This window comes from Streptomyces sp. ME19-01-6, assembly GCF_033793745.1.
In the GTDB taxonomy this organism is placed as follows: domain Bacteria; phylum Actinomycetota; class Actinomycetes; order Streptomycetales; family Streptomycetaceae; genus Streptomyces.
On sequence record NZ_JARAXF010000063.1, the window covers coordinates 1 to 19,185 of the forward strand.

The window sequence follows — 19,185 nt, forward strand, 5'->3', positions numbered from 1 at the left end:
CGGCACCATCCGCTCGGCGATCCGCCGGCGCACCGGCACCGGATCCCATGTGGACTGGTTCACGAACTGCTGCAGGTTCTGCTCGTTGCCGTCCGGCAGCCGAGCGGCCATGGCCTGGACGGACTTGCGGCGACCGTCCGTCATCAGCCTCCGCAGATAGCAGTCGCCCTTGGCCCGCTGGTCCTTCCTCGGCACCGAGGCGAACACGTCCGCCACGAATAATGCCAACGTCGCTCGAACACGATTGACTTCATGTGCGTCCACACAGTGCTCATGCCCCTGAACACGTCCGAACAGACAGACCTAACGGAGTCCTACTAGGTGTCCTGCGCAGGAGGATCGAAGGCCCGCACTGGCGGGAGTGGTCCGTCAAAGCGTTCGACCTGGACAAGCGCCGTTCCTGAGCTTGGGCCTTGGGCGAGCTTCGAGGTGCCCTTGTCGAAGGTGAGCACGTTCGGGTTGCCGTGCACGTCGAGCCCACCAGGCTCGATGGGGTCGTACCACGCTCCGGCATGGAGCACGACGACGCCGCTGCGGACTCCTGGATCGATCAACGCACCGGCGAGACACTGACCACGGTCGTTGAAGACCCGAACGACGTCACCCGCGCGGATGTGGCGGGCTGTTGCGTCGTCGGGGTTCACGTGTATCGGCTCGCGTCCCCGGACCTTGGACTCAGCGCTGTGGTCTGCTTGGTCGTACTGGCTGTGTAGACGGGTTCGCGGCTGCGGAGAGAGCAGGTGCAGGGGGAAGCGCTCCGCAGCCGTCGAGCCCAACCACTCCTGAGGCTCGAGCCAGGTGGGGTGTCCCGGACAGTCGTCGTAGGCGAAGGACTCGATCGTCGCCGAGGTCAGTTCAACCTTGCCGGAAGGCGTGGTCAACGGGTTTCGCATCGGGTCCTCACGCAACAACGCCAACGGGTCGGCCCGCCGATCGGGCTCCGGCAGGGGAATGGTGACCTCGCCGGCGGCCCAGAAGGTCCGGAAGTCAGGAATCGGCATGCCGGCAGCGGCCAGGCCATCTCGCGTGGTGTCGTAGAGATGCCGCACCCACTCATCGGCAGACCGACCTTCGGTGAACTCGCGGCGGAATCCAAGCCGGTCTGCCAAGTCCGCGAACACCGCATAGTCGTCGCGTGCCTCTCCCGGGGGGTCTACCGCGGCGTGCATGACAGAGAGGTGAGACTCGTGGCGGCCGAACGCCACGTCGTTGCGTTCGAGATAGGTGGAGACTGGCAGCACGATGTCGGCATGCTTGGCGGTGGCGGTCCAGAAGGACTCGTGCACGATGATCGTACGGGGTTGCTGCCAGGCCTCCACCAGGCGATTGAGGTCCTGGTGATGATGGAACGGGTTTCCCCCGCACCAGTAGACGAGGTCGATGTCGGGAAAGGTCAGGCGGCGGCCGTCGAAGTCGATCTCTTGCCCAGGACCCAGCAGCATGTCGGCGATACGAGCAACCGGGATGGGCGCGATCTCGGGAAGCTCACGCACTTTTTGCGGGAGTGCGGCGACCGGAAGCTTGCGTTGACGCGCGCCGGTGCTGTGGTGGGTGCCGAACCCGAGCGCGACCCCCCTGTGGGGCCGACCCAGGTGACCAGCCATGGCGGCGAGAGCAATGGCGGCCCAGAAGGGCTGCTCGCCATGGTCACCGCGCTGAATGGACCAGCTCACTGTGATCAACGTCCGGCCGCCCACAATCCGGCGCGCAAGGTCGCGGATGGTGGCGTCAGGGATGTCACACACCGCGGCCGCCCAGCTCGCGTCCTTGACGACGCCGTCCAGAGCCCCGGACAGGTAGGCCACGAGATCCTCGGCCCCCACGCAGCACTCCCGCAGGAACTCGGCATCGTGGTCGCCGGCGGCCCACACCTCGTAGGTCAGGGCCAGCATCAACGCGGTGTCTGTGTTGGGCCTGACGCGGACCCATTGCGCATCGTCGATGTCGAGGTCGCTCCGCTGTGGACTGATATTGACCAGCTCGACGCCGGCCTCGGCGCACATCCGCAGGCCCGAGCGCGACCGGTGCACGTGCACCCCGCCGGGGTTGACCTGAGCGTTCTTGGCAGGAAGGCCACCGAAAGCCAGGAGGAGGTCGACGTGCGCCGCGATCTCCTCCCACGTCGGGAGGGACAGCAAGTGCTCATCGGCTGAGGTGCCGAGCACGTGCGGGACGATCCGCGCCATGGCGGCGTAGCTGTAGCTGTCGATCGAAGGCGTGTAGCCACCTGCCACGTTGAGGAAGCGATGCACCTGACTTTGCGCATGGTGAAAGCGCCCAGCGCTTGCCCACCCGTAGGAACCTCCGAAGATCGAGCTGGGCCCGCGCGTGTTGTGGGCGCGCTTGATCTCTTCTGCCACCAGATCGAGCGCGCGCTCCCACGAAACAGGTGTAAAGGTGTCGTCGCCCCGTGGTCGCGCGGGCGTATCCCTGTTCTGCAGGTAGCTGGTCCGAACCGTGGGACGAAGGACACGACCTCGACCTTGGTCATAGCTCGTTCGGCGGTAGCCGATCGTGGCCGGCTCCGGGTCGTCCAGGGGTGAGATCCAGCGGATCTCCCCGCCCTTGACGACGACTCGATACCTCCCCCAGTGCGTGGCAGTCGTGAACACTCCGTGGTGCACATCTGGTCGAGCAGGGCGCGGGTTCTGCATGGGTGAACGTCCTCTCATCAAGCAATGCGTGGCAGTCGTGACCGAGCGGAGTTCACCGCTCGTACTGACCCGAGCACGGCGGACCCACCATCCACCGAGACCTGAATGGTGAACGGCGTTGGACAACGACTCGAGAGCCGGCCCCGTGGGTGGCAGGCGCCTGGCTGCCCGCTCGCGAGCCCCGACCTCGCTCAGGCCGGGCGAAGACCTTGGTCAACCCTCGTTCGAACACCTCTGGGGTGCGTGCGGACGCCGACCAAACCTCGCGGTTTCGCCTCACATGAGCGCTGCCAACATCGCCCCGCCATCGAGCCAGACCTCCTTGCGCACGATCAGATCCTCGCGGCACGTCATGACGTCGAGGATGCCGAAGCTCACGCGTTGCCCGCGCGGCTCGACCACCGTGCCGCCCAGGTTCCACGGCTTGGCCAGGGTGCCGGTGAGGATCGAGCGGCACACGTAGCCCCCGTCGTGGGCCACGATCTCCTGGATGTCGAACTGCTGGTCGGGCCAGGCTTCGAGCAGGAACCCGAAGGCCGCGCGGCACTCCTCGGAGCCTCGCGCCTCGGGCGCTCCGGCCATGTGCACCTTGGAGTCCGCCGTGAACGAGCAGCACCGGAGTTGAACCGAGTCAACGACTCACTCCCGGGCTGCCTCCTGGCAACATGAATTCCGCCGACTTCGTAGTCAACAATCGTGTTCGACATCGCGTCTTACCTTCGGACCAGGGACCCGGACCCCTCAGTGATGGGTAATGGGATGGGACTCAGTGGTGCTCAGATGGCCGAAGAACGGCAGCAGGCCGGTACGGTCGTGACAATTGACGTATTCGGCTCGGGCGCCGCCCTCCGGCACCACATAGACCTCGTGACCGAGCACCACGGTCACGTCTGGCGCGAAGTGCGCCGCCAGCTCGCCGAAGCTCTTCAGGATCGCAAGATGAGTCGGATGCTCATGGGCCCATGCCTCGAGGTGCTCCAGCGACTGCCACCAAGCCAGAGAGGACGTCTGCACCTGCGATCCGGCCGGGAAGTCGACATCGAGCTTGCGGATACTGAGACACCCGGTCGTGAGGGGGTTCTCCACCAGGTAGTCGACCCCTACTTGATAGACGGGGAGCATCCGCTCCTCGAACCAGTCGCGCTCTGCATCGGGACAGTGCCGCCAACCCTGAGGCGACCTGATGAAGCAGGCGTTTTCCGGCACCTCGAACCAGATATGGCGGTCAAGCGAAGTCACGGCGCCCTTTGAGACGTCCTGCACGGTCACCGGAAGGCCGCCGTCCTCGGCGTCGTGGATGCGGTCGCGCATCGACCCGAAGTAGGAGTGGAACGGGTTGAGCTGCGTCGATCGACTCTCGGCGATACCCCATCGGACGTCCTCGGTCGAAAAGGACGTCTCCAGTCGGCGCGCTGGCACCTGAATCGTCTCGACCCACAGGCCGATGCCTCGCTCAACCAAGCTCGGCGCCCAGGACTCCAGCGGGTGCTCTGCACGCCATCGCTGGTAATCCTCGTCGGAGGTCCAGTAGGTCATGAAAACCTCGTTGGCGCGGCCGGCTGCGTCCACATGGCGTCCGGCCTCGGCCTGATAGACACAGGACTCTGCTGCCAAGGCCCCCTGCAGCTGCTCATGCACGTCCTTCGCATCAGTTCCTGGGAGGTACTGAATGCCTATCTGCGCCATGACGATGACTTCGTCGAGTGACGAGAAAGTCGAGCTGTACGCGGAGTAGGGATTGTGGAAGTCGCGAGGTCGTATCTTCGTCACCGTCGGTTCCTCTCATGGGCAACTCATGGCTCAGCGTTGCTGCGCGCGACCCCGCGTCGTCAGACCCCGAGCAGGTACTGCCGACCCGTACTCGTTGGGGGCCACCGAGGCGTGCGACGGAGACCGAGACGCGCCGGCCGTCACCCGAACGGGTCCTCTTCTGTTCGCAACCTTCCGTCACAGCGCCAGCGGGGCTGTTCAGACTTGACCCTGCTCCCGCATGGGTCGATCCTCGGAGCAGCGCGAGCGGTGAGGTCACCACGCGCCGGCCTTCCCGGGGACCAAGTGAATATCGGGTTCTTTGGACAGAGGCGAATACCGACGCACGAAACCTTCCAGGCACCAACGGCGCCTCGTGACGGGCGCCGCCCTTGGGATCTCGCGCGTACTCAGGGAGGTTTGTTTGCAGCAGCAGCTGGTGTCGTACGTCGGGCATCGACCAGCGGCTCGGCCGCAGAAAGGCGCCCCGTGTGGAGGGTTCGGTGAGCACCACGCTGCTCCGGTTCGCCGCCGAGGCACGCACATGTTGGGAGCAGGGGGAGATCCAGACCAGGATCCTTGAGGAAATGTGCCGCGTCATCCCCGGAAAGGCCGCGGGCGTGTATCTCCTAGGCAGCGACGGTAACGCGGCATCGAGCGTGCTTGCGCATGGCGTCAGCGAGTACTTCCTCGCCCGGTACGAACATCAGGGTCGCGACTCGGACCCTGTGCTGCAGGCGGTGTTGACACGTCGTTCAGCGGTGACGGAAGCAGAGATCTCAGAGCCAGCCGAGTGGATGCTGCTTCCCCTCTACAGGCAGGTGCTCGCCCTGCATAGCATCGCCCACACGTTGCAGGCACCTCTGATCGTGGCCGGAGAGGTACGAGGCACCTTGAACGTGGCTCGGACGTCGGGCCAGGGCAGATTCGCTCTCGCGGAGCTGACCGTGATGGAGGCGCTCGGCCGTCTGTCCGGCTTGGCCATGGAGAGGAACAACGTCGCTGAAGAGCTCGACAGACGGCTCGCGCGCGCGTCCGCGGCCCTCGAGCTGATCGACGAACCGGTCATCGTGACGGACACACGCACTGCGGAACGCACCGCGAATCCAGCGGCACGGCAGGTCATCGCCGGGCTGTCAGGGGACCAGACCTTCGACGATGTTCTGGTTAGGGCGCGCGAAGGAGCAGCACATGTTCGCGACGGTACGACGCGCCCGAGCGTAGATCCCGAGACCGGCCTGAGGCTACGGTCGGTTCACCTGCCGGACGACGACATGATCATCACGATCATCCACAACCGGGTCGACGCACCGTCACCGACTCACGCACGGGCTTGGATCCAGGGGGTCCTGAGCCCCAGGGAGTACGAGATAGCAGACCTCGTTGCCTCGGGCTTGAGGGATGGCGAGATCGCGGTACAGCTCTTCCTGAGCCCTCACACCGTCAAGAAGTACTTGAAGAGCACGTACCGTAAACTCGCGTTGCGGTCACGGGTGGAGCTCACTCGAGCGATGCACGGTGGTGCCTAGTAGGACTCCGTTACATCCGACTCTCCGTCCTGTTTGGGGGCAGATTGGGGTATGGACGCACATGAAGTCGACCGGGCTCGCGCGAAGTTGGCGTTTTTCGTGGCTGATGTGTTCGCGTCGGGGCCGCGGAAGGATCAGCGTGCGAAGGGCGACTGCTATCTGCGGGGGCTGATGCTGGACGTGCGGCGCAAGTCGATCCAGCCGATGGCGGAGCGGCTGGAGGACGGCAACGAGCAGAACCTGCAGTAGTTCGCGAACCAGTCGACCTGGGATCCGCTGCCGGTGCGGCGGCGGATCGCGGAGCGGATGCTGCCGCTGATCGGCCCGGCTGCCTGGGCGGTCGATGATGTGTCGTTCCCCAAGGACGGGAAGATGTCGGTGGCGGTTGCGCACCAGTTTTGCGGAGCGCTGGGCAAGCAGGCGAACTGCCAGGTCGCGGTGAGCGTGCATGCGGTCTCCGACACTGCCTCCTGTCCTGAAGGGTGTCTCTATTGGCGTACGGTGGTTGACCTGGGGCTTTGCGATCGTCTACGTATGGGCATGATCAGTGATCGTGGGTCTGCGACTGCTCTACCTGATCTTCTGCCGACTACTGGGCTGCCTCCTCGTGCTGGGCCGATCGACCGCCGCGAACAACGCTGAGATCCTTGCCCTTCGTCATGAGGTTGCTGTGCTTCGCCGGCAGGTAGAGCGGCCGCGGCTCTCATGGGCTGATCGTGCCGTGTTTTCCGCTCTCGCGCGGCACCTGCCATCCGCCGTGCGCTGCCATCGGCTGGTCACCCCGGGGACACTGCTGGCCTGGCACCGCCGTCTGGTGCGCTGAAAGTGGCGACAGGCACCAGTCGGGCCCGGCCGGCCACCGTTGCCGGAGGGGATTGCGGTGCTCATCCAGCGCCTGGCGCGAGAGAACCCGACCTGGGGATACGTCAGGATCCAGGGTGAACTGCGACGGCTTGGTCATCGGGTTGCCGCCGCCACGATCCGGCGCGTTCTGCGCCGCTCCGGTCTACCGCCCGCACCGCAGCGCGCCTCCCAGCAGACCTGGCGCGCGTTCCTCCGCTCCCAGGCCCACGCGCTGCTCGCCTGTGACTTCATGCACGTGGAGACTGTCTTCCTCAAGCGTCTCTACGTGTTCTTCGTCATGGAGATCAAGACCCGGCGCGTCCATGTCCTGGGCGTCACCGCCCACCTGACCGGTGCTTGGGTCGCCCAACTCGCCCGCAACCTGCTCATGGACCTCGGCGACAGAGCCGGGCGCTTCCGGTTCCTCATCCGTGACCGGGACAGCAAGTTCACCGCCGCATTCGACGCCGTCTTCGCGGGCAACGGCACAGCCGTCATACCGACTCCGCCGCAGAGCCCGCGGTCCAACGCGTTCGCCGAACGATGGATACGCACAGCCCGCACCGAATGCACCGACCGACTCCTCATCACCGGCGAACGACACCTCCGCGCGGCCCTCACCACGTACGCCAAGCACTACAACGCGGGACGGGCTCACCGTGGCCTCGGCCTACGAGCACCTGACGACGACCCAAACGTCATCCCCCTGCCCGCTGCCGCGGTCAGGCGCCGCCAAGTACTTGGCGGACTGATCAACGAGTACCACACCACGTCACCCCGTCTGCCTCACCATCCACAGGAAAGGCCCAGCTCAGCTGCCTGATCGGAATATTGACACCCTTCACCCAGCGCTTGCATTCATCGGGGCCATCCCCTCACTCGCTTGGCACACTATTTATTCCGACAAGGCCCTGCAAGGCTGTCTCGTTACGGCGCTCTAGAGCCGGATACGGCGCTCACGCCCTGGGAGTGCCCTATCTGCCGGTCGGCGACAAGGGGCTTTACGGCCCCTTGACGCAGCCCGTCCACGGCGGCCGAATGCCCCACGTGCGGACTGCCTGCGGAAACCTGCCCGCAGGGATCACCGGCAGTCTCCCCGCCCCTGTCGCATGGGGAGCACGACACCGTGCTCCCACCGCGAAGGGTGCTCGTGATCCGACAAGGGGTCCTTATGCCTCTCGATGGAGAAGACATCCGAATCGATGGGGTGACCGCAAGGGCCTGTGGTTGACGAAGGCCCACAGGGGCGCGGTACGGCGCTGTAGGTCTACCAGATCGGGTGACGGACGAATCGGGGGCCCGGAAACGGTTAAGGCCGCCTCCGCTACCCGCGGAAACGGCCTCCGACCTGCGATGATGCTGGTCGGGACGACAGGATTTGAACCTGCGACCCCTTGACCCCCAGCCCAGCGATTACTCTCCGTAACCATCCATGTCACACCGTAGCAGTCTGCCTCGGAGCCGTACACCGCCGTACGGAGAAGGAACGCCGCTCCCAGCCACCGGCTCCTGAGCACGCTCATCCTCCCACCACACTCCTATATCCTGGCTCCTGTCGATTCCGGCGCCCGAAATCGCGAAGGAGGATGAGCTGTGAGGCCGGCCACCACCGCAAAGCTTCGCGCCAACGCCACGACCATCCGCCAACTCGGACATCGCCATGGCCTGCGCTCCTTCGCCCTGAGCACCGAGCCGGGGGAACTCGTGGCCACCCTGGACCCCGACCGCTCCTACTTCGACATCACCAGCTTCGAGACGGACCTGTCGGGCATCCTCGGCGCCCTCGTGGAAGTCGTCCCACGCGGCCCCGGAGTGGAAGTCGAAGAAACCGAACCTCTGAACGACATGCGCGGGGCGGCGTGACCAGCACACGCACCGACCGTGAACACCGAGAACTGCTCCGCCTGACCGACGCAACGGCAGCGCTCGACCAGGCCCGCGCAATCCTCCGCGACGGAACACCAAAACCAGGAAACGAGCGCCTCCTCGCCCTGGCCTACTGCATGCTCACCTTCGGTGAAATGCTCAAACAGGCATCTCACGGCACCGTGACACAGGCATACAGCGGCCCCATCGCACTGCGCGACAAACTCGCCCACGTACCGCACCGCAAGCTCAACGCCGACGTACTCGCCACCTCCGTCGAACGAGCCACGACCGAGATTCTTCCCCTGATGCAGGCCCGCATCCAAGACCTGAGCAACACGGTCTCCTGAGATCAGAACCACGAGTCGGCTCCACAATGCTGGCCAGGACCCAGTAGCTGACGCCACCTGCAGCGACGCCTTTCCGAGCCCCACAGGGTGCAGCAGGCGAGGAATCCCGCCGCTGACCTCGGCATGCGCATGGGGTCCCTGCGGTTCCTTCTGCGCGATCGGGACGGCAAGTCCGGCGAGGCGTTCGACGCCGTCTTCGAGGCCGAGGAACTGGACGTGATCAAGTGCGCGCCACGAGCACCGGCCCCACCAAGCGCGCAACCCCAGCTACCACCCGATGCCCAGAATCAGCCTGCTGCAACGGACACCAGCGCTCTGTGCGTGCCGCGAACCCAGATCCTCTGCGGCCCCATGAGCGAGTACCCATACGCCGCGTGACGTGCAGCGACGACTTTTCGAGCGACACAGGCTCTGCGCCACGCCACCATGGAGCTGCTGCGGTCCACGACCAGGACCATGTCCATCCAGCGCTCCCGCACGGGGACGCAACTGGACAGCCACAGCCCCTCGCGCGCCGCGCGCTCGGCCGTGGTCTTCTCCTCGACCTCGTTCGCGACCAACGAGGGCGAGGTGCGCTGCAGCGGCCACAGCGCCCGGGGCACGGCGCGCTCGGCGGTCGGCGGGGAGACAGCGGCCAGGCGGGGGGCGGGCTGGGCCTGCTCAGACAGTTCATTGAGTCGAGTCCGGCCGGACCGCGTCTCGCGCATCGGTCGGTATCCGAGGCGAGCTACGCGGGGTGCCCGGTGCCGCGGAGCAGAGGCGGGCTGAGCAGCCATGCGGTCCCCCGGCGGTAAAGGCCGGCCGGCCGGCCAGTGGGGGGCAGCCGCCGCTCCCCCGTGGGTTGCACAAAGCCCTCTGTATTGAGCACTTTGCGGCGGAAGTTGCTCGGGTCCAGATACTGCCCCCAGATCACTTCGTAGACGGTGCGCAGCTCGCTCAGGGTGAACGTCTCTCCGCAGAAGGCCGTGGCGACCGCGGTGTACTCGAGCTTTCTGCGGATCTCCTCCAAGGCGTCCGCGAGGATGGCCGGATGGTCGAAGGCCAGCTCCTGCGCCCCGTTGATCAGTTGTGACACGGGAGCCCAGTAGGCGCGCTTGGCGTCGGTCCCGCCCACAGGTGTGGGAAGTTCCGGCCCCAGCGCGAGATAGGCGATCGTGACCACTCTTCCTCTCGGGTCGCGTCCAGGGTCCCCGTAGGCGCCGAGCTGTTCCAGGTGCAGTCGGCTGTCGTCGATCCCGGCCTCCTCCCAGAGTTCACGCAACGCCCCCTCGCGCAAGGTCTCGGTCTTCTGGACGTAGCCGCCGGGCAGTGCGGGCCGGCTGAGGAAGGGTTCCACCCCACCGGCGTGGTCCTGGTCGAGGACCCGCATGACTTCGCGATGCTCTCCGCGCTCGGCCTGGTGCTTCTGCTGTTCTACCTGGGGCTGGAGTTCCAACTCGACGATCTCAAAAGAGGTGGCAGACGCCTGCTGGCCGCCGGCGGTATGTACCTGCTGCTGAACGTTGGAGCGGGCCTGGCTTTCGGGCCTGCCCTGGGCGGGGCGGACGGGAGGCTCTCGTGCTTTCCGGTGTCCTGGGCATCTCCTCCTCGGCGATCGTCACCAAGATCCTCGTCGACCTCGGCCGGATCTCCTGCCCCGAGACCCGCCTGATCCTCGGTGTCACGGTGGTGGAAGACATCTTCCTCGCCCTGTATCTCGCCGCCCTCCAGCCTGTCATCAGCGGCGCCGAGGGTGTCGCGGACACCCTCCTGCAGGCGGCCAAGGCGTTCGCCTTCCTGATGGTGCTGGCCATCGCGGCCCGCTGGGGCACGCGCCTGATCGGGCGGCTGATCGCCGTGCGTGACAACGAACTGCTGGTCATCAGCTTCCTCGGTGCCGCGATCCTCGTGGCCGGCGTCTCTGAGCTCCTCGGGGTCGTCGACGCCATCGGCGCCTTCATGACCGGCCCAACTGGGCGAGTGGTCATCGGCCGCGGCGAGTCCATCACCGAAGGGTCCGCAGTGGCATGGCTGAATGGTCGCTGACCTGTACCGCATCGGGTGTTCCACAGAGCGGTGGCCGGCGTGGCGGGGAAGCGATGTCCTTGTGTCCTGTGATGCGGAGGTCTTGGGATGCCGGTTACCGGACTCGGCTGGGTGCTGACCATCGCCGTGATTGCGGCGCTGCTTGCCGTCGATCTCTCGGTGGGTACGGTCCGCCCGCACGCCGTGGGATTCCGGGAAGCCGCCTTGTGGTCGATCTTCTACATCGCGGTCGCGGTGGTCTTCGGTGTGGTCTTCGCCCAAGTGGTGGGGTGGGAGTACGGCGCGCAGTACTACGCCGGCTACGTCGTGGAGAAAAGCCTGTCCGTCGACAACCTCTTCGTCTTTGTGATCATCATGTCGACGTTCGCGGTGCCACGTGAGCATCAGCAGCGTGTGCTGACCTTCGGCATCATCGCCGCCCTCGTCCTGCGGGCTGTCTTCATCGCCCTCGGGGCGGCGCTGCTGTCACTGTTCTCCTTCATGTTCCTCATCTTCGGCCTGCTGCTGCTGTGGACGGCAGTCCAGCTCTACCGACACCGTGACCAGGACCCCGATATCGAGAGCAACGTGCTGGTGCGGTCCTGCCGACGGCTCCTGCCTGTCACCGACAGCTATGACGGTGGGAGGATGGTGAGCCGTATGGGTGGACGGCGCGCGGTGACCCCGTTGTTCGTGGTGTTCATCGTCATCGGCGGCACGGACATCTTGTTCGCCCTGGACTCGATCCCGGCCGTTTTCGGTGTGACCGAGGAGCCTTATATCGTCTTCGTGGCGAACGCGTTCGCCTTGCTGGGTCTGCGGGCGCTGTACTTCCTGGTCACCGGGCTGCTGGACCGCCTGGTGTACCTCGCTGCGGGGCTGGCGTTCATTCTGGCGTTCATCGGCGTGAAGCTCGTCCTTCACTGGGGCCACGGCATCGAATCTGGCATCCCGGAGATCAGCACCGCCGCTTCGCTGGCTGTCATCGGTGCGGTGCTCACGGCCACCATCGTGGCCAGCGTGATCAAATCCCGCCGCGATCCCACAGCCCGGGCTCACGCCGGTGCCGTACTGGGCAGCCCATCACTCCAGGATGCCGAGCACGGCAGCCGCACCGACGGTTGACGTACGGCTCCGGCAGCCCGCCCTGCGCCGCTACGAGGGGGACGGATGCAGCTCACGCCTCGCCGCGCAGCTTCATCACCGTCTTGTTGACTGCCCACAGCCCGATTCCGATGGCAAGTAGTACACCCGCTCTGATGTAGACGTCGGCGGGCCGGTCGGACAGCGGGCTGGCCAGGATGAGGGCGGTGATCGCGCCGAGCACCGGCAGAGCGGTCGGTGTGCGGAAGTGCTGGTGCTCGACGCGGTCACGGCGGAGGACGAGGACGGCGATGTTGACGACGGCGAAGACGCACAGCAGCAGGAAGGCCGTGGTGTCGCCGAGGCCCGCGATCTCCCCGGTGGAGACCAGGCCGATGGCAAGGACCGAGACGAAGACGATGCCGACGACCGGGGTGCGGCGCCGGGGCAGAACGCGGCCCAGGGCAGCGGGCAGGATGCGTTCGTTCGCCATGCCGTAGCACAGGCGCGACGCCATCATGATGTTGATCAGGGCGGAGTTGGTGACCGCGAACAGAGCGATCAGGGCGAACAGCTTGGGCGGGAAGTCGAGCCCGCCGGCCTTGACGACCTCCAGCAGCGGGCCACTGGAGTGCTCCAGCACGCGGTAGTCGACGAGCAGCGAGGAGACCAGGGCTACCAGGACATAGACGGTGCCGGTGACGGCCACGCCGACGAAGATGGCGCGCGGAAACGTACGCACCGGGTCCCTGGTCTCCTCGGCCATGTTGACAGAGTCCTCGAAACCCACGAAGGCGAAGAAGCCGAGCGCTGTCGCCCCCAGCACACTCGTTACCAAGGCGTAGCCGCTGCCCTCTGCATGGAACTCGCCGAGCCGGCCCGGTTCACCGTCACCGGTCAAAACCGCCCAGATGCCGATGGCGAGGATGACGAGCAGGCCGGTTAGTTCGACCAGAGTGAGGACCACATTGGTCTTCACGGACTCAGACACGCCGCGCAGGCTCAGGGCTGCCAGGGAGAGGATGAACAGGATCGCGACGAGGGTGGGCGGGAAGAAGTCCGTGAACTCGGCGAGATAGTCGCCGCTGAAGGCGCGGGCTGCCGCACTCGCCGAGGACAGGCCCGAGCACATGACCATGAAGGCGATGATGAAGGTGAGGAACGGGACCTTGAACGCCTTTTGGGTGTAGAGCGCGGCTCCGGCCGCCTTCGGGTACTTGCCGACGAGTTCGGCGTACGAGGCCGCTGTCAGGATGGCCACGACGAACCCGATGACGAACGGCAGCCACAGCGCCCCGCCGACCTTACCGGCGACCTTCCCGGTGGTGGCATAGATGCCGGTACCGAGGATGTCGCCGATCACGAACAGGACCAGCAGTCTGGGACCGATGACGCGCCGCAGCGGGGTGTCGTTCCCGCTCCCCGATGAAGAGGCGGAATCCATTCCGGTTGCGGACACGAAGGCTCCTGAGGCGTTCTGCACTGGACAACGCCTTGCCTGCCCGGCAGGCAAGCCACCGATGCCTGGGCGTACTGCAACCGGAGGCACGCGCGCAGGGCACATTGCGGTCCGGAAGGCACCCCCCTCCATAGACCTCTCATGGCGATTCGCGCCGCGCCCACAGCTGCTGCACGATGCGGCCTGCCCCGCCCGCCGACGGAAGCTGGTTCTTTCCCACATGGACGGATGGATCACCGACTCGGCCATGGCGCCCGCAGTCGATGAGTCGCCTTCGGCGCCCGGCAAGCCCCAGCTCGACGGCTTCCTGGCCTCATGCGGGCAAACCGCCCGGCCGCTCTTCTCGGACCGTCGCTGTGAAGCGGAGAGGCAAATCACACCAGTCCTGTCGAGACATCCCGACAGGTGCCGAGCGGCCACCGGAGTGAATTCGCCCGCATGATCGGCGTGGACGGCGCCACGGCCGCGGCACCAGGCCGAGACTGATGCGGCACGGGTGCCGGCATGGCGTACTCGACCTCGGAGAACCCGCTTGGGGGACGCCACGGTGACGGGATGGCCTTGGCGCTACGAGGGTTACGACCCTGCGGACGAGCGCCTGCGGGAGTCGCTGTGCACGCTCGCCAACGGGTACTTCGCCACTCGAGGCGCGCTACCCGAATGCGCCGCGGACGCTGTGCACTACCCGGGCACCTATGCAGCCGGCTGCTACAACCGGCTCACCTCGGAGGTTGCCGGGCGCCAGGTCGAGAACGAGGACATGGTCAACCTTCCGAACTGGTTGCCGCTGCGCTTTGGTCTCGCCGAGCAGCAGTGGCTCACCCCCGACGCAGGGAACGTGCTCGATCACGAGCAGGTTCTGCACTTGTCGGATGGTCTGCTTGAGCGCCGGACCCGCTACGGGCTTGGCGACGCAGGCGCCCTCTGCGTGCGCCAGCTTCGTCTGGTGCACATGGCCGATCCGCATCTCGCGGCGCTGCGCACCGAGTTCACGGCTGAAGGCTTCGCCGGCAAGCTGGATGTTGAGGCCGCACTCGACGGCGGTGTCACCAATTCCGGCGTCTCTCGCTACCGCGCTTTGGACGACCGCCACCTCGTCCACGTGCACACCGGCACCGCTGGCGCGGACACCGTGTGGCTTCGCTGCCGCACGCGCACTTCCGACATCCGCATCGGTCTGGCTGCACGGCTGGAGGCCGGGGCGCCCGCCGTCATCCGGCACACACCGTCCCGTGCTGTCCAGCGCGTGCGCCTGCACCTGGCGCCTGGCCAGACCGTCACCGTTGACAAGACCATCGCCCTGCACACCTCCCGTGACCCTGCGATCAGCGATCCGCTGGACGCAGCGCTCGACCGAGTGGAGGCGGCACCCGGCTTCGACGAGCTACTCACCTCCCACCGCACGGCATGGAACCAGCTCTGGCGCCGGGCCCGGCTCGACGTCCCGGGCGAGGCCGGGCGCGTGCTGCGGCTGCACCTCTTCCACATCCTGCAGACACTCTCACCGCACACTGCCGACCTGGACGTGGGCGTGCCCGCCCGGGGGCTCCATGGCGAGGCGTACCGCGGACACGTCTTCTGGGACGAGCTGTTCGTCCTTCCGTACCTCAATCTGCACTTCCCCGAAGTGTCCCGTGCCCTGCTGCACTACCGCTACCGGCGCCTGGAACGAGCCCGCGCCAATGCCCGCGCGATCGGCCGACGAGGGGCACTGTACCCATGGCAGAGCGGAAGCGACGGGCGCGAGGAGACCCAGGAACTGCACCTCAACCCGCACTCCGGACGCTGGCTGCCCGACCACTCCCGGCTGCAGCGGCACGTGGGCTCGGCCGTGGCGTACAACGTGTGGCACTACTGCGAGGCGAGCGGCGACGCCGAGTTCCTGCACACCAAGGGCGCCGAGACGCTGCTGCAGATTTCCCGCTTCTGGGCAGATTCTGCGACCTACGACGACAGCCTCGGACGGCACCGCATCCGAGGTGTGGTCGGCCCCGACGAGTACCACGACGCCTACCCCGGAGCGCAAAAGCCCGGCCTCGACGACAACGCATACACCAACGTGACTGCCGCATGGGTGCTCACCCGCGCCCTGGAGGTTTTGCGCGCTCTTCCCGAACCCCGCCGTCAGGAACTCGTCGAGCGCACCGGACTGGACGGCGGTGAACTCGAGAAATGGGAGGAGGTGTCCCGCACACTCCACGTGCCTTTGCACGACGATGTCATCAGCCAGTTCGACGGCTACGGCGATCTCGCGGAACTCGACTTATGGACAGGGTTTGTTGTTGTCCGTTGTCCAGTGCTAATGGCCCACGGCGAGAACGACGCACATCTTCGTCAAGTCAGCATTGCCGACCACCGCCTCGCGCGGCACGCTCCCTCCGGGGACGCCGGACGGCGAGGATGACGAGTCATGACGATCGTGTTCCGGGTGCCCGCCGGTGGTGCTGAGCGGGTGGGGTTCGCCTACTCGCCGACGATGGAAGCCGTACTGAGCCTTCATGTGCTGGTGGAGCCCAAGCACCACCCCGTCCAACACGGCTGGGTACGCGCGATGCGCAAGCTGTCGCCGGCGCTGAAGCGGGAGATCGAGGCGTTCTCCTACGCGGTGCGCTCGTACTTTCCCGAATTCCTCTTTCCGCGGCCGACCGGTGGGCTCGCGGCCTTCACCAGCGAGCTGGCCGGCCTGCGCACGGCGGACCCGGAGCTGGTCCGGCTGGAGTTCGCTATCCCGCTGCTGTCGCCGTGGCCGGGCGGCGGCGAGGGCAGGGATCCGCACGCGCTGCGGGCACCGGACGTACGCGCCCTGCTGCGGGAGCGTGTCGCACGCGAAAGCGATAAAGCGATGGCCGCGATGCTCCTGGACGACCCCCGCGCACTCCTCGAAAGGTTCCTGAGCATGCTGGAACGCTACTGGCGGGAGGCGTTCGAGGAGGAATGGGCGCGGATCGAACCGGAACTGGCCGCCGGGGTGAGCGAGGCCGGGCACCAGATAGAACAGCGCGGACTGTACGGCATGCTCCGCGGCCTGTGGCCGGAGGTGCGCAGCGACCGGCAGGCCGAACGCTTCTGGCTGGAGCGCCCGCACGACCACGAGGTCGCCATCGGCCCCGGCGACACCCTGCTGCTCGCCCCCAGCGCCTATGTGTGGCCGCACGTACGGGTCAACTGCGACGGCCCCTGGCCGCTCGGCCTCGTCTTTCCCGTCTCGTCGATCGCCCGGGAAGCCCGCCCCAGGATTCCTCCTGCGCAGCTCGTCGGCATGCTCCGCGCGCTCGCCGACGACACCCGCCTGCGCGCCCTCCGGCTGATCGCCGAACGCCCGCGCAGCACCCAGGAGCTGGCCCCGCTCGTCGGCGTCAGCGAGGCCGCCCTGTCCAAGCACCTGCGCATCCTGACGGAGGCGGGCCTGCTCGAACGCCGCCGTGAGGTCTACTACGTCCTGTACCGGCTCCTGCCCGGGCAGGTGGCGGTTCTCGCTCCCAGCCTGGAGAGCTTTCTGCACGCCAACGACCCCATTGATTAGCCATCTGCCTAATAAGTGGATCAGGTGTGCGAGGGGATCCGACAGTGGCGGCATGTCACTGCTCAGGGACCGCGACTTCCTGCTTCTCTTCGCCGGCCAGGCCGTCTCACGCTTCGGCGACGGCCTGTACACCGCCGCGACCGCCTGGCTGGCCTGGTCGCTGACGAAGGACCCGACGGCCGTTGCCGTGGTCAGCGTGTCCGCGTTCGCGCCCGCGTTCCTGGCCACGTTCGTGTCCGCCTCGTACGCCGACCGTTACGACCGCCGCAAGCTGATGATCGCCACCGATCTGGCCCGGGTCGCCGTGGTGGCGGTAGCCGCGGTGCTGCTGTCCCTCGGCCTGCTGAACCTGTCCCTGCTCGTGGTGACAACGGCGCTGCTGGCCCTGATCGGCGCCCCGTTCGCCCCGGCCCGCAACGCCATCGTCACGCAGATCGTCCCGGCCGACCGTCTGCAACAGGCCAACGGGCTTCTGCAAGTCGCCTTCCGGGCCGCCTTCTTCGTCGGCCCGCTCATGCTCGCGCCGCTGCTCGCCTACGGCTCCATGCGGGCGGCTCTGGTGGTCAACGGCCTGACCTTCCTCGGTTCGGCGGGCGCCGTGGCCGCCCTCCGCGTGACCCGCCCCGTCCTGGCCGCCGGACAGGCGGGCCTGTGGGCCGATCTCGCCGCCGGGCTCAGGGCCGTACGGGCCGCTCCCGACGTGCTCGTGGTCATCGTGACCTTCGTGCTCGCCCTCGCTCTGACCAGCGGTTTCCTGACGGTGGGGCTGGTCGCCGTCGTGGGGCAGGGCGGCCGCTACGGCCTGCTGCTGGGCGTCGCCGGGGTCGCAGAGGTGGTGGGGGCGCTCCTGCTGGCCGGCCTGCGGATGCGCAGGCTCGCCCTGGCGGCGGTGCTGGCCTGGGCCCTGCTCGGAATCTTCCGTGCGCCGCTCGGAATCGTCACCTCCACCACCGGGGCCGCAGTGCTCCTGATCGCCACCGGGCTGGCCTCGGCCCTCACGGACATCCCGCTGATCGCGCTGGTGCAGCAGCGCATACCGAGCCACCATCTGGCGAAGGCGTTGGGTCTGTGGGAAGCCGGAGTGGCAGGAGCCCTGGCCGTTTCCCCCTTCGTGGCCTCGACCACCATCGCACTCACCGGAGTCCAGGACGCCTTCCTCCTCTCGGGCGCCGCCCTCGTCGTTCTGGCCATGACCGCCACGCTCACCCTGGCCCGCACAGACAGAGCACAGCGGCCCGGACAGGTGAGCATCGGCCTATCTGGTTCCGAGGCCGAACAACCGGCAGTCGCGCCGGAGTCCGCCCGATGACTGACCCCCTGCTGCCGTCCAGCCACCCGCGATTCCGGACGGCCTGCCGTGAGCAAGGCTCGCCGCACCGGTCGTGAGTCGTTCGCGCTGAACCCGACTTCCGCGCCACCGCTTTTTCTCGTACATGCGAAGACGGTGCCGCCGTGCGACTTCGCGACATCCCGCACGATGGCCGGGCCGAGGCCAGAGCCCACCCGACCTCCTTGCAGTCCCGTACATCCCCTGCCGTCAGCAGTTTTCGGATCACGGTGCCGGGGACCGGGACCGGCCTGGGCCTGACGACCGCGGCCGGCCAGACACGCCTCCTGGGCGCCCGCCGCCTGACCGTCACCGCCCTGGCCATGCGGCCGGCGACACTGCGGCGGGGCGCCGGCTGCTGGACGATCCGAAGGCCGCCTGGCGGATCGTCTTCGGGCTCACCCTGGCCGGCTTCGTCGCCGGGTTCTTCGCCCTACGCATCCTGAACGCCGCTCCCCCGTGGGGAGGACGGCCCAACCAGCTCGCCATCGCGGCTCCGGTCCATAAGGTGACGCAGGTGCGGAAAACAGGCCGAACAGCGTCTGCGGGCCGCCGACGTGAGCGCCGTGGTCGGCGTGGACGACGGCTTCGTAGCCACGGCTCCCTACGACAGCCGCCAGGTCACCGCCACCGTCTCCGGCGGCCCGGCCCAACTGCACCGCGCCCGCACCGCGCTGACCGGCCTGACGCCGGACCTCGGTCGGCACCGACGAAGCACTGCTGTACCGGCGGTTCACCGGCACCGCCTTCCTCGGCGCCGTGACGGCCGGTGCCCGCGTGGACTTCGCCGGCACCGAC

At 67.1% G+C, this 19,185-nt stretch carries 13 protein-coding genes and 5 pseudogenes; 11 read left to right on the top strand and 7 right to left on the bottom strand.

All coding sequences use genetic code 11. From position 1 onward, the window contains the following. The 4 genes and pseudogenes from PV419_RS52000 to PV419_RS52015 form a co-directional block, all read right to left on the bottom strand. Positions 1 to 264, bottom strand: a 264-nt coding sequence (locus PV419_RS52000) for a transposase (protein WP_319701099.1), incomplete at its 3' end; no start/stop codon positions are given. 53 nt (positions 265 to 317) lie between these two features. Then, entirely contained in the window at positions 318 to 2,654 is a 2,337-nt protein-coding gene (locus tag PV419_RS52005; protein WP_319701100.1) for a molybdopterin-dependent oxidoreductase, read from the bottom strand. A gap of 276 nt (positions 2,655 to 2,930) precedes the next feature. Continuing rightward, positions 2,931 to 3,248: pseudogene (locus tag PV419_RS52010) on the bottom strand (ester cyclase); the annotation flags it as partial. 147 nt (positions 3,249 to 3,395) lie between these two features. After that, complete coding sequence (locus tag PV419_RS52015) at positions 3,396 to 4,424, bottom strand: phenylacetaldoxime dehydratase family protein (protein ID WP_319701101.1); 1,029 nt, start codon at positions 4,422 to 4,424, stop codon at positions 3,396 to 3,398. A gap of 482 nt (positions 4,425 to 4,906) precedes the next feature. Here PV419_RS52015 and PV419_RS52020 point away from each other — a divergent pair, with 482 nt between their 5' ends. The 5 genes and pseudogenes from PV419_RS52020 (at position 4,907) to PV419_RS52040 (ending at position 8,991) form a co-directional block, all read left to right on the top strand. Beyond that, entirely contained in the window at positions 4,907 to 5,932 is a 1,026-nt protein-coding gene (locus PV419_RS52020) for a LuxR C-terminal-related transcriptional regulator (RefSeq protein ID WP_319701102.1), read from the top strand. 51 nt (positions 5,933 to 5,983) lie between these two features. Then, positions 5,984 to 6,439, top strand: a pseudogene (locus PV419_RS52025) (transposase); the annotation flags it as partial. A gap of 46 nt (positions 6,440 to 6,485) precedes the next feature. Further along, positions 6,486 to 7,598: pseudogene (locus tag PV419_RS52030) on the top strand (integrase core domain-containing protein). A 770-nt stretch (positions 7,599 to 8,368) separates the two neighbouring features. After that, complete coding sequence (locus PV419_RS52035) at positions 8,369 to 8,638, top strand: hypothetical protein (RefSeq protein WP_319701103.1); 270 nt, start codon at positions 8,369 to 8,371, stop codon at positions 8,636 to 8,638. After that, a complete protein-coding gene (locus PV419_RS52040; protein WP_319701104.1) occupies positions 8,635 to 8,991 on the top strand; it encodes a hypothetical protein in 357 nt (118 codons plus the stop codon). The genes PV419_RS52035 and PV419_RS52040 overlap by 4 nt, the downstream gene beginning before the upstream one ends. A 287-nt stretch (positions 8,992 to 9,278) precedes the next feature. On the opposite strand, the gene PV419_RS52045 is transcribed toward PV419_RS52040, so the two are convergent. After that, entirely contained in the window at positions 9,279 to 9,698 is a 420-nt protein-coding gene (locus tag PV419_RS52045) for a hypothetical protein (RefSeq protein ID WP_319701105.1), read from the bottom strand. A gap of 20 nt (positions 9,699 to 9,718) precedes the next feature. After that, positions 9,719 to 10,426, bottom strand: a complete 708-nt coding sequence (locus PV419_RS52050) for an NUDIX hydrolase (protein ID WP_319701106.1) — start codon at positions 10,424 to 10,426, stop codon at positions 9,719 to 9,721. On the opposite strand from PV419_RS52050, the pseudogene PV419_RS52055 reads away from it, so the two are divergent. Continuing rightward, positions 10,319 to 10,938, top strand: a pseudogene (locus tag PV419_RS52055) (cation:proton antiporter); the annotation flags it as partial. The gene PV419_RS52050 and the pseudogene PV419_RS52055 sit on opposite strands and share 108 nt — an antisense overlap. 165 nt (positions 10,939 to 11,103) lie before the next feature. Continuing rightward, on the top strand, positions 11,104 to 12,120 hold the full coding sequence (locus PV419_RS52060) for a TerC family protein (RefSeq protein ID WP_319701107.1): 1,017 nt from the start codon (positions 11,104 to 11,106) through the stop codon (positions 12,118 to 12,120). A gap of 52 nt (positions 12,121 to 12,172) precedes the next feature. Here PV419_RS52060 and PV419_RS52065 read toward each other — a convergent pair whose 3' ends face one another. Beyond that, on the bottom strand, positions 12,173 to 13,522 hold the full coding sequence (locus PV419_RS52065; protein WP_319701111.1) for an APC family permease: 1,350 nt from the start codon (positions 13,520 to 13,522) through the stop codon (positions 12,173 to 12,175). 562 nt (positions 13,523 to 14,084) lie between these two features. Between PV419_RS52065 and PV419_RS52070 the strand changes: the two are divergent. From PV419_RS52070 to PV419_RS52085, 4 genes and pseudogenes are all read left to right on the top strand, one after another. Next, positions 14,085 to 15,815: pseudogene (locus tag PV419_RS52070) on the top strand (glycoside hydrolase family 65 protein); the annotation flags it as partial. A gap of 132 nt (positions 15,816 to 15,947) precedes the next feature. Continuing rightward, a complete protein-coding gene (locus PV419_RS52075) occupies positions 15,948 to 17,060 on the top strand; it encodes an ArsR/SmtB family transcription factor (protein WP_319701108.1) in 1,113 nt (370 codons plus the stop codon). Positions 17,061 to 17,112: 52 nt separating this feature from the next. Next, the gene (locus PV419_RS52080; protein ID WP_319701109.1) at positions 17,113 to 18,369 is read left to right on the top strand and encodes an MFS transporter; all 1,257 of its coding nucleotides are present in this window, start codon (positions 17,113 to 17,115) and stop codon (positions 18,367 to 18,369) included. Positions 18,370 to 18,944: 575 nt separating this feature from the next. Further along, positions 18,945 to 19,185: hypothetical protein (locus PV419_RS52085; RefSeq protein WP_319701110.1), on the top strand; the 241-nt coding region annotated here is incomplete at its 3' end.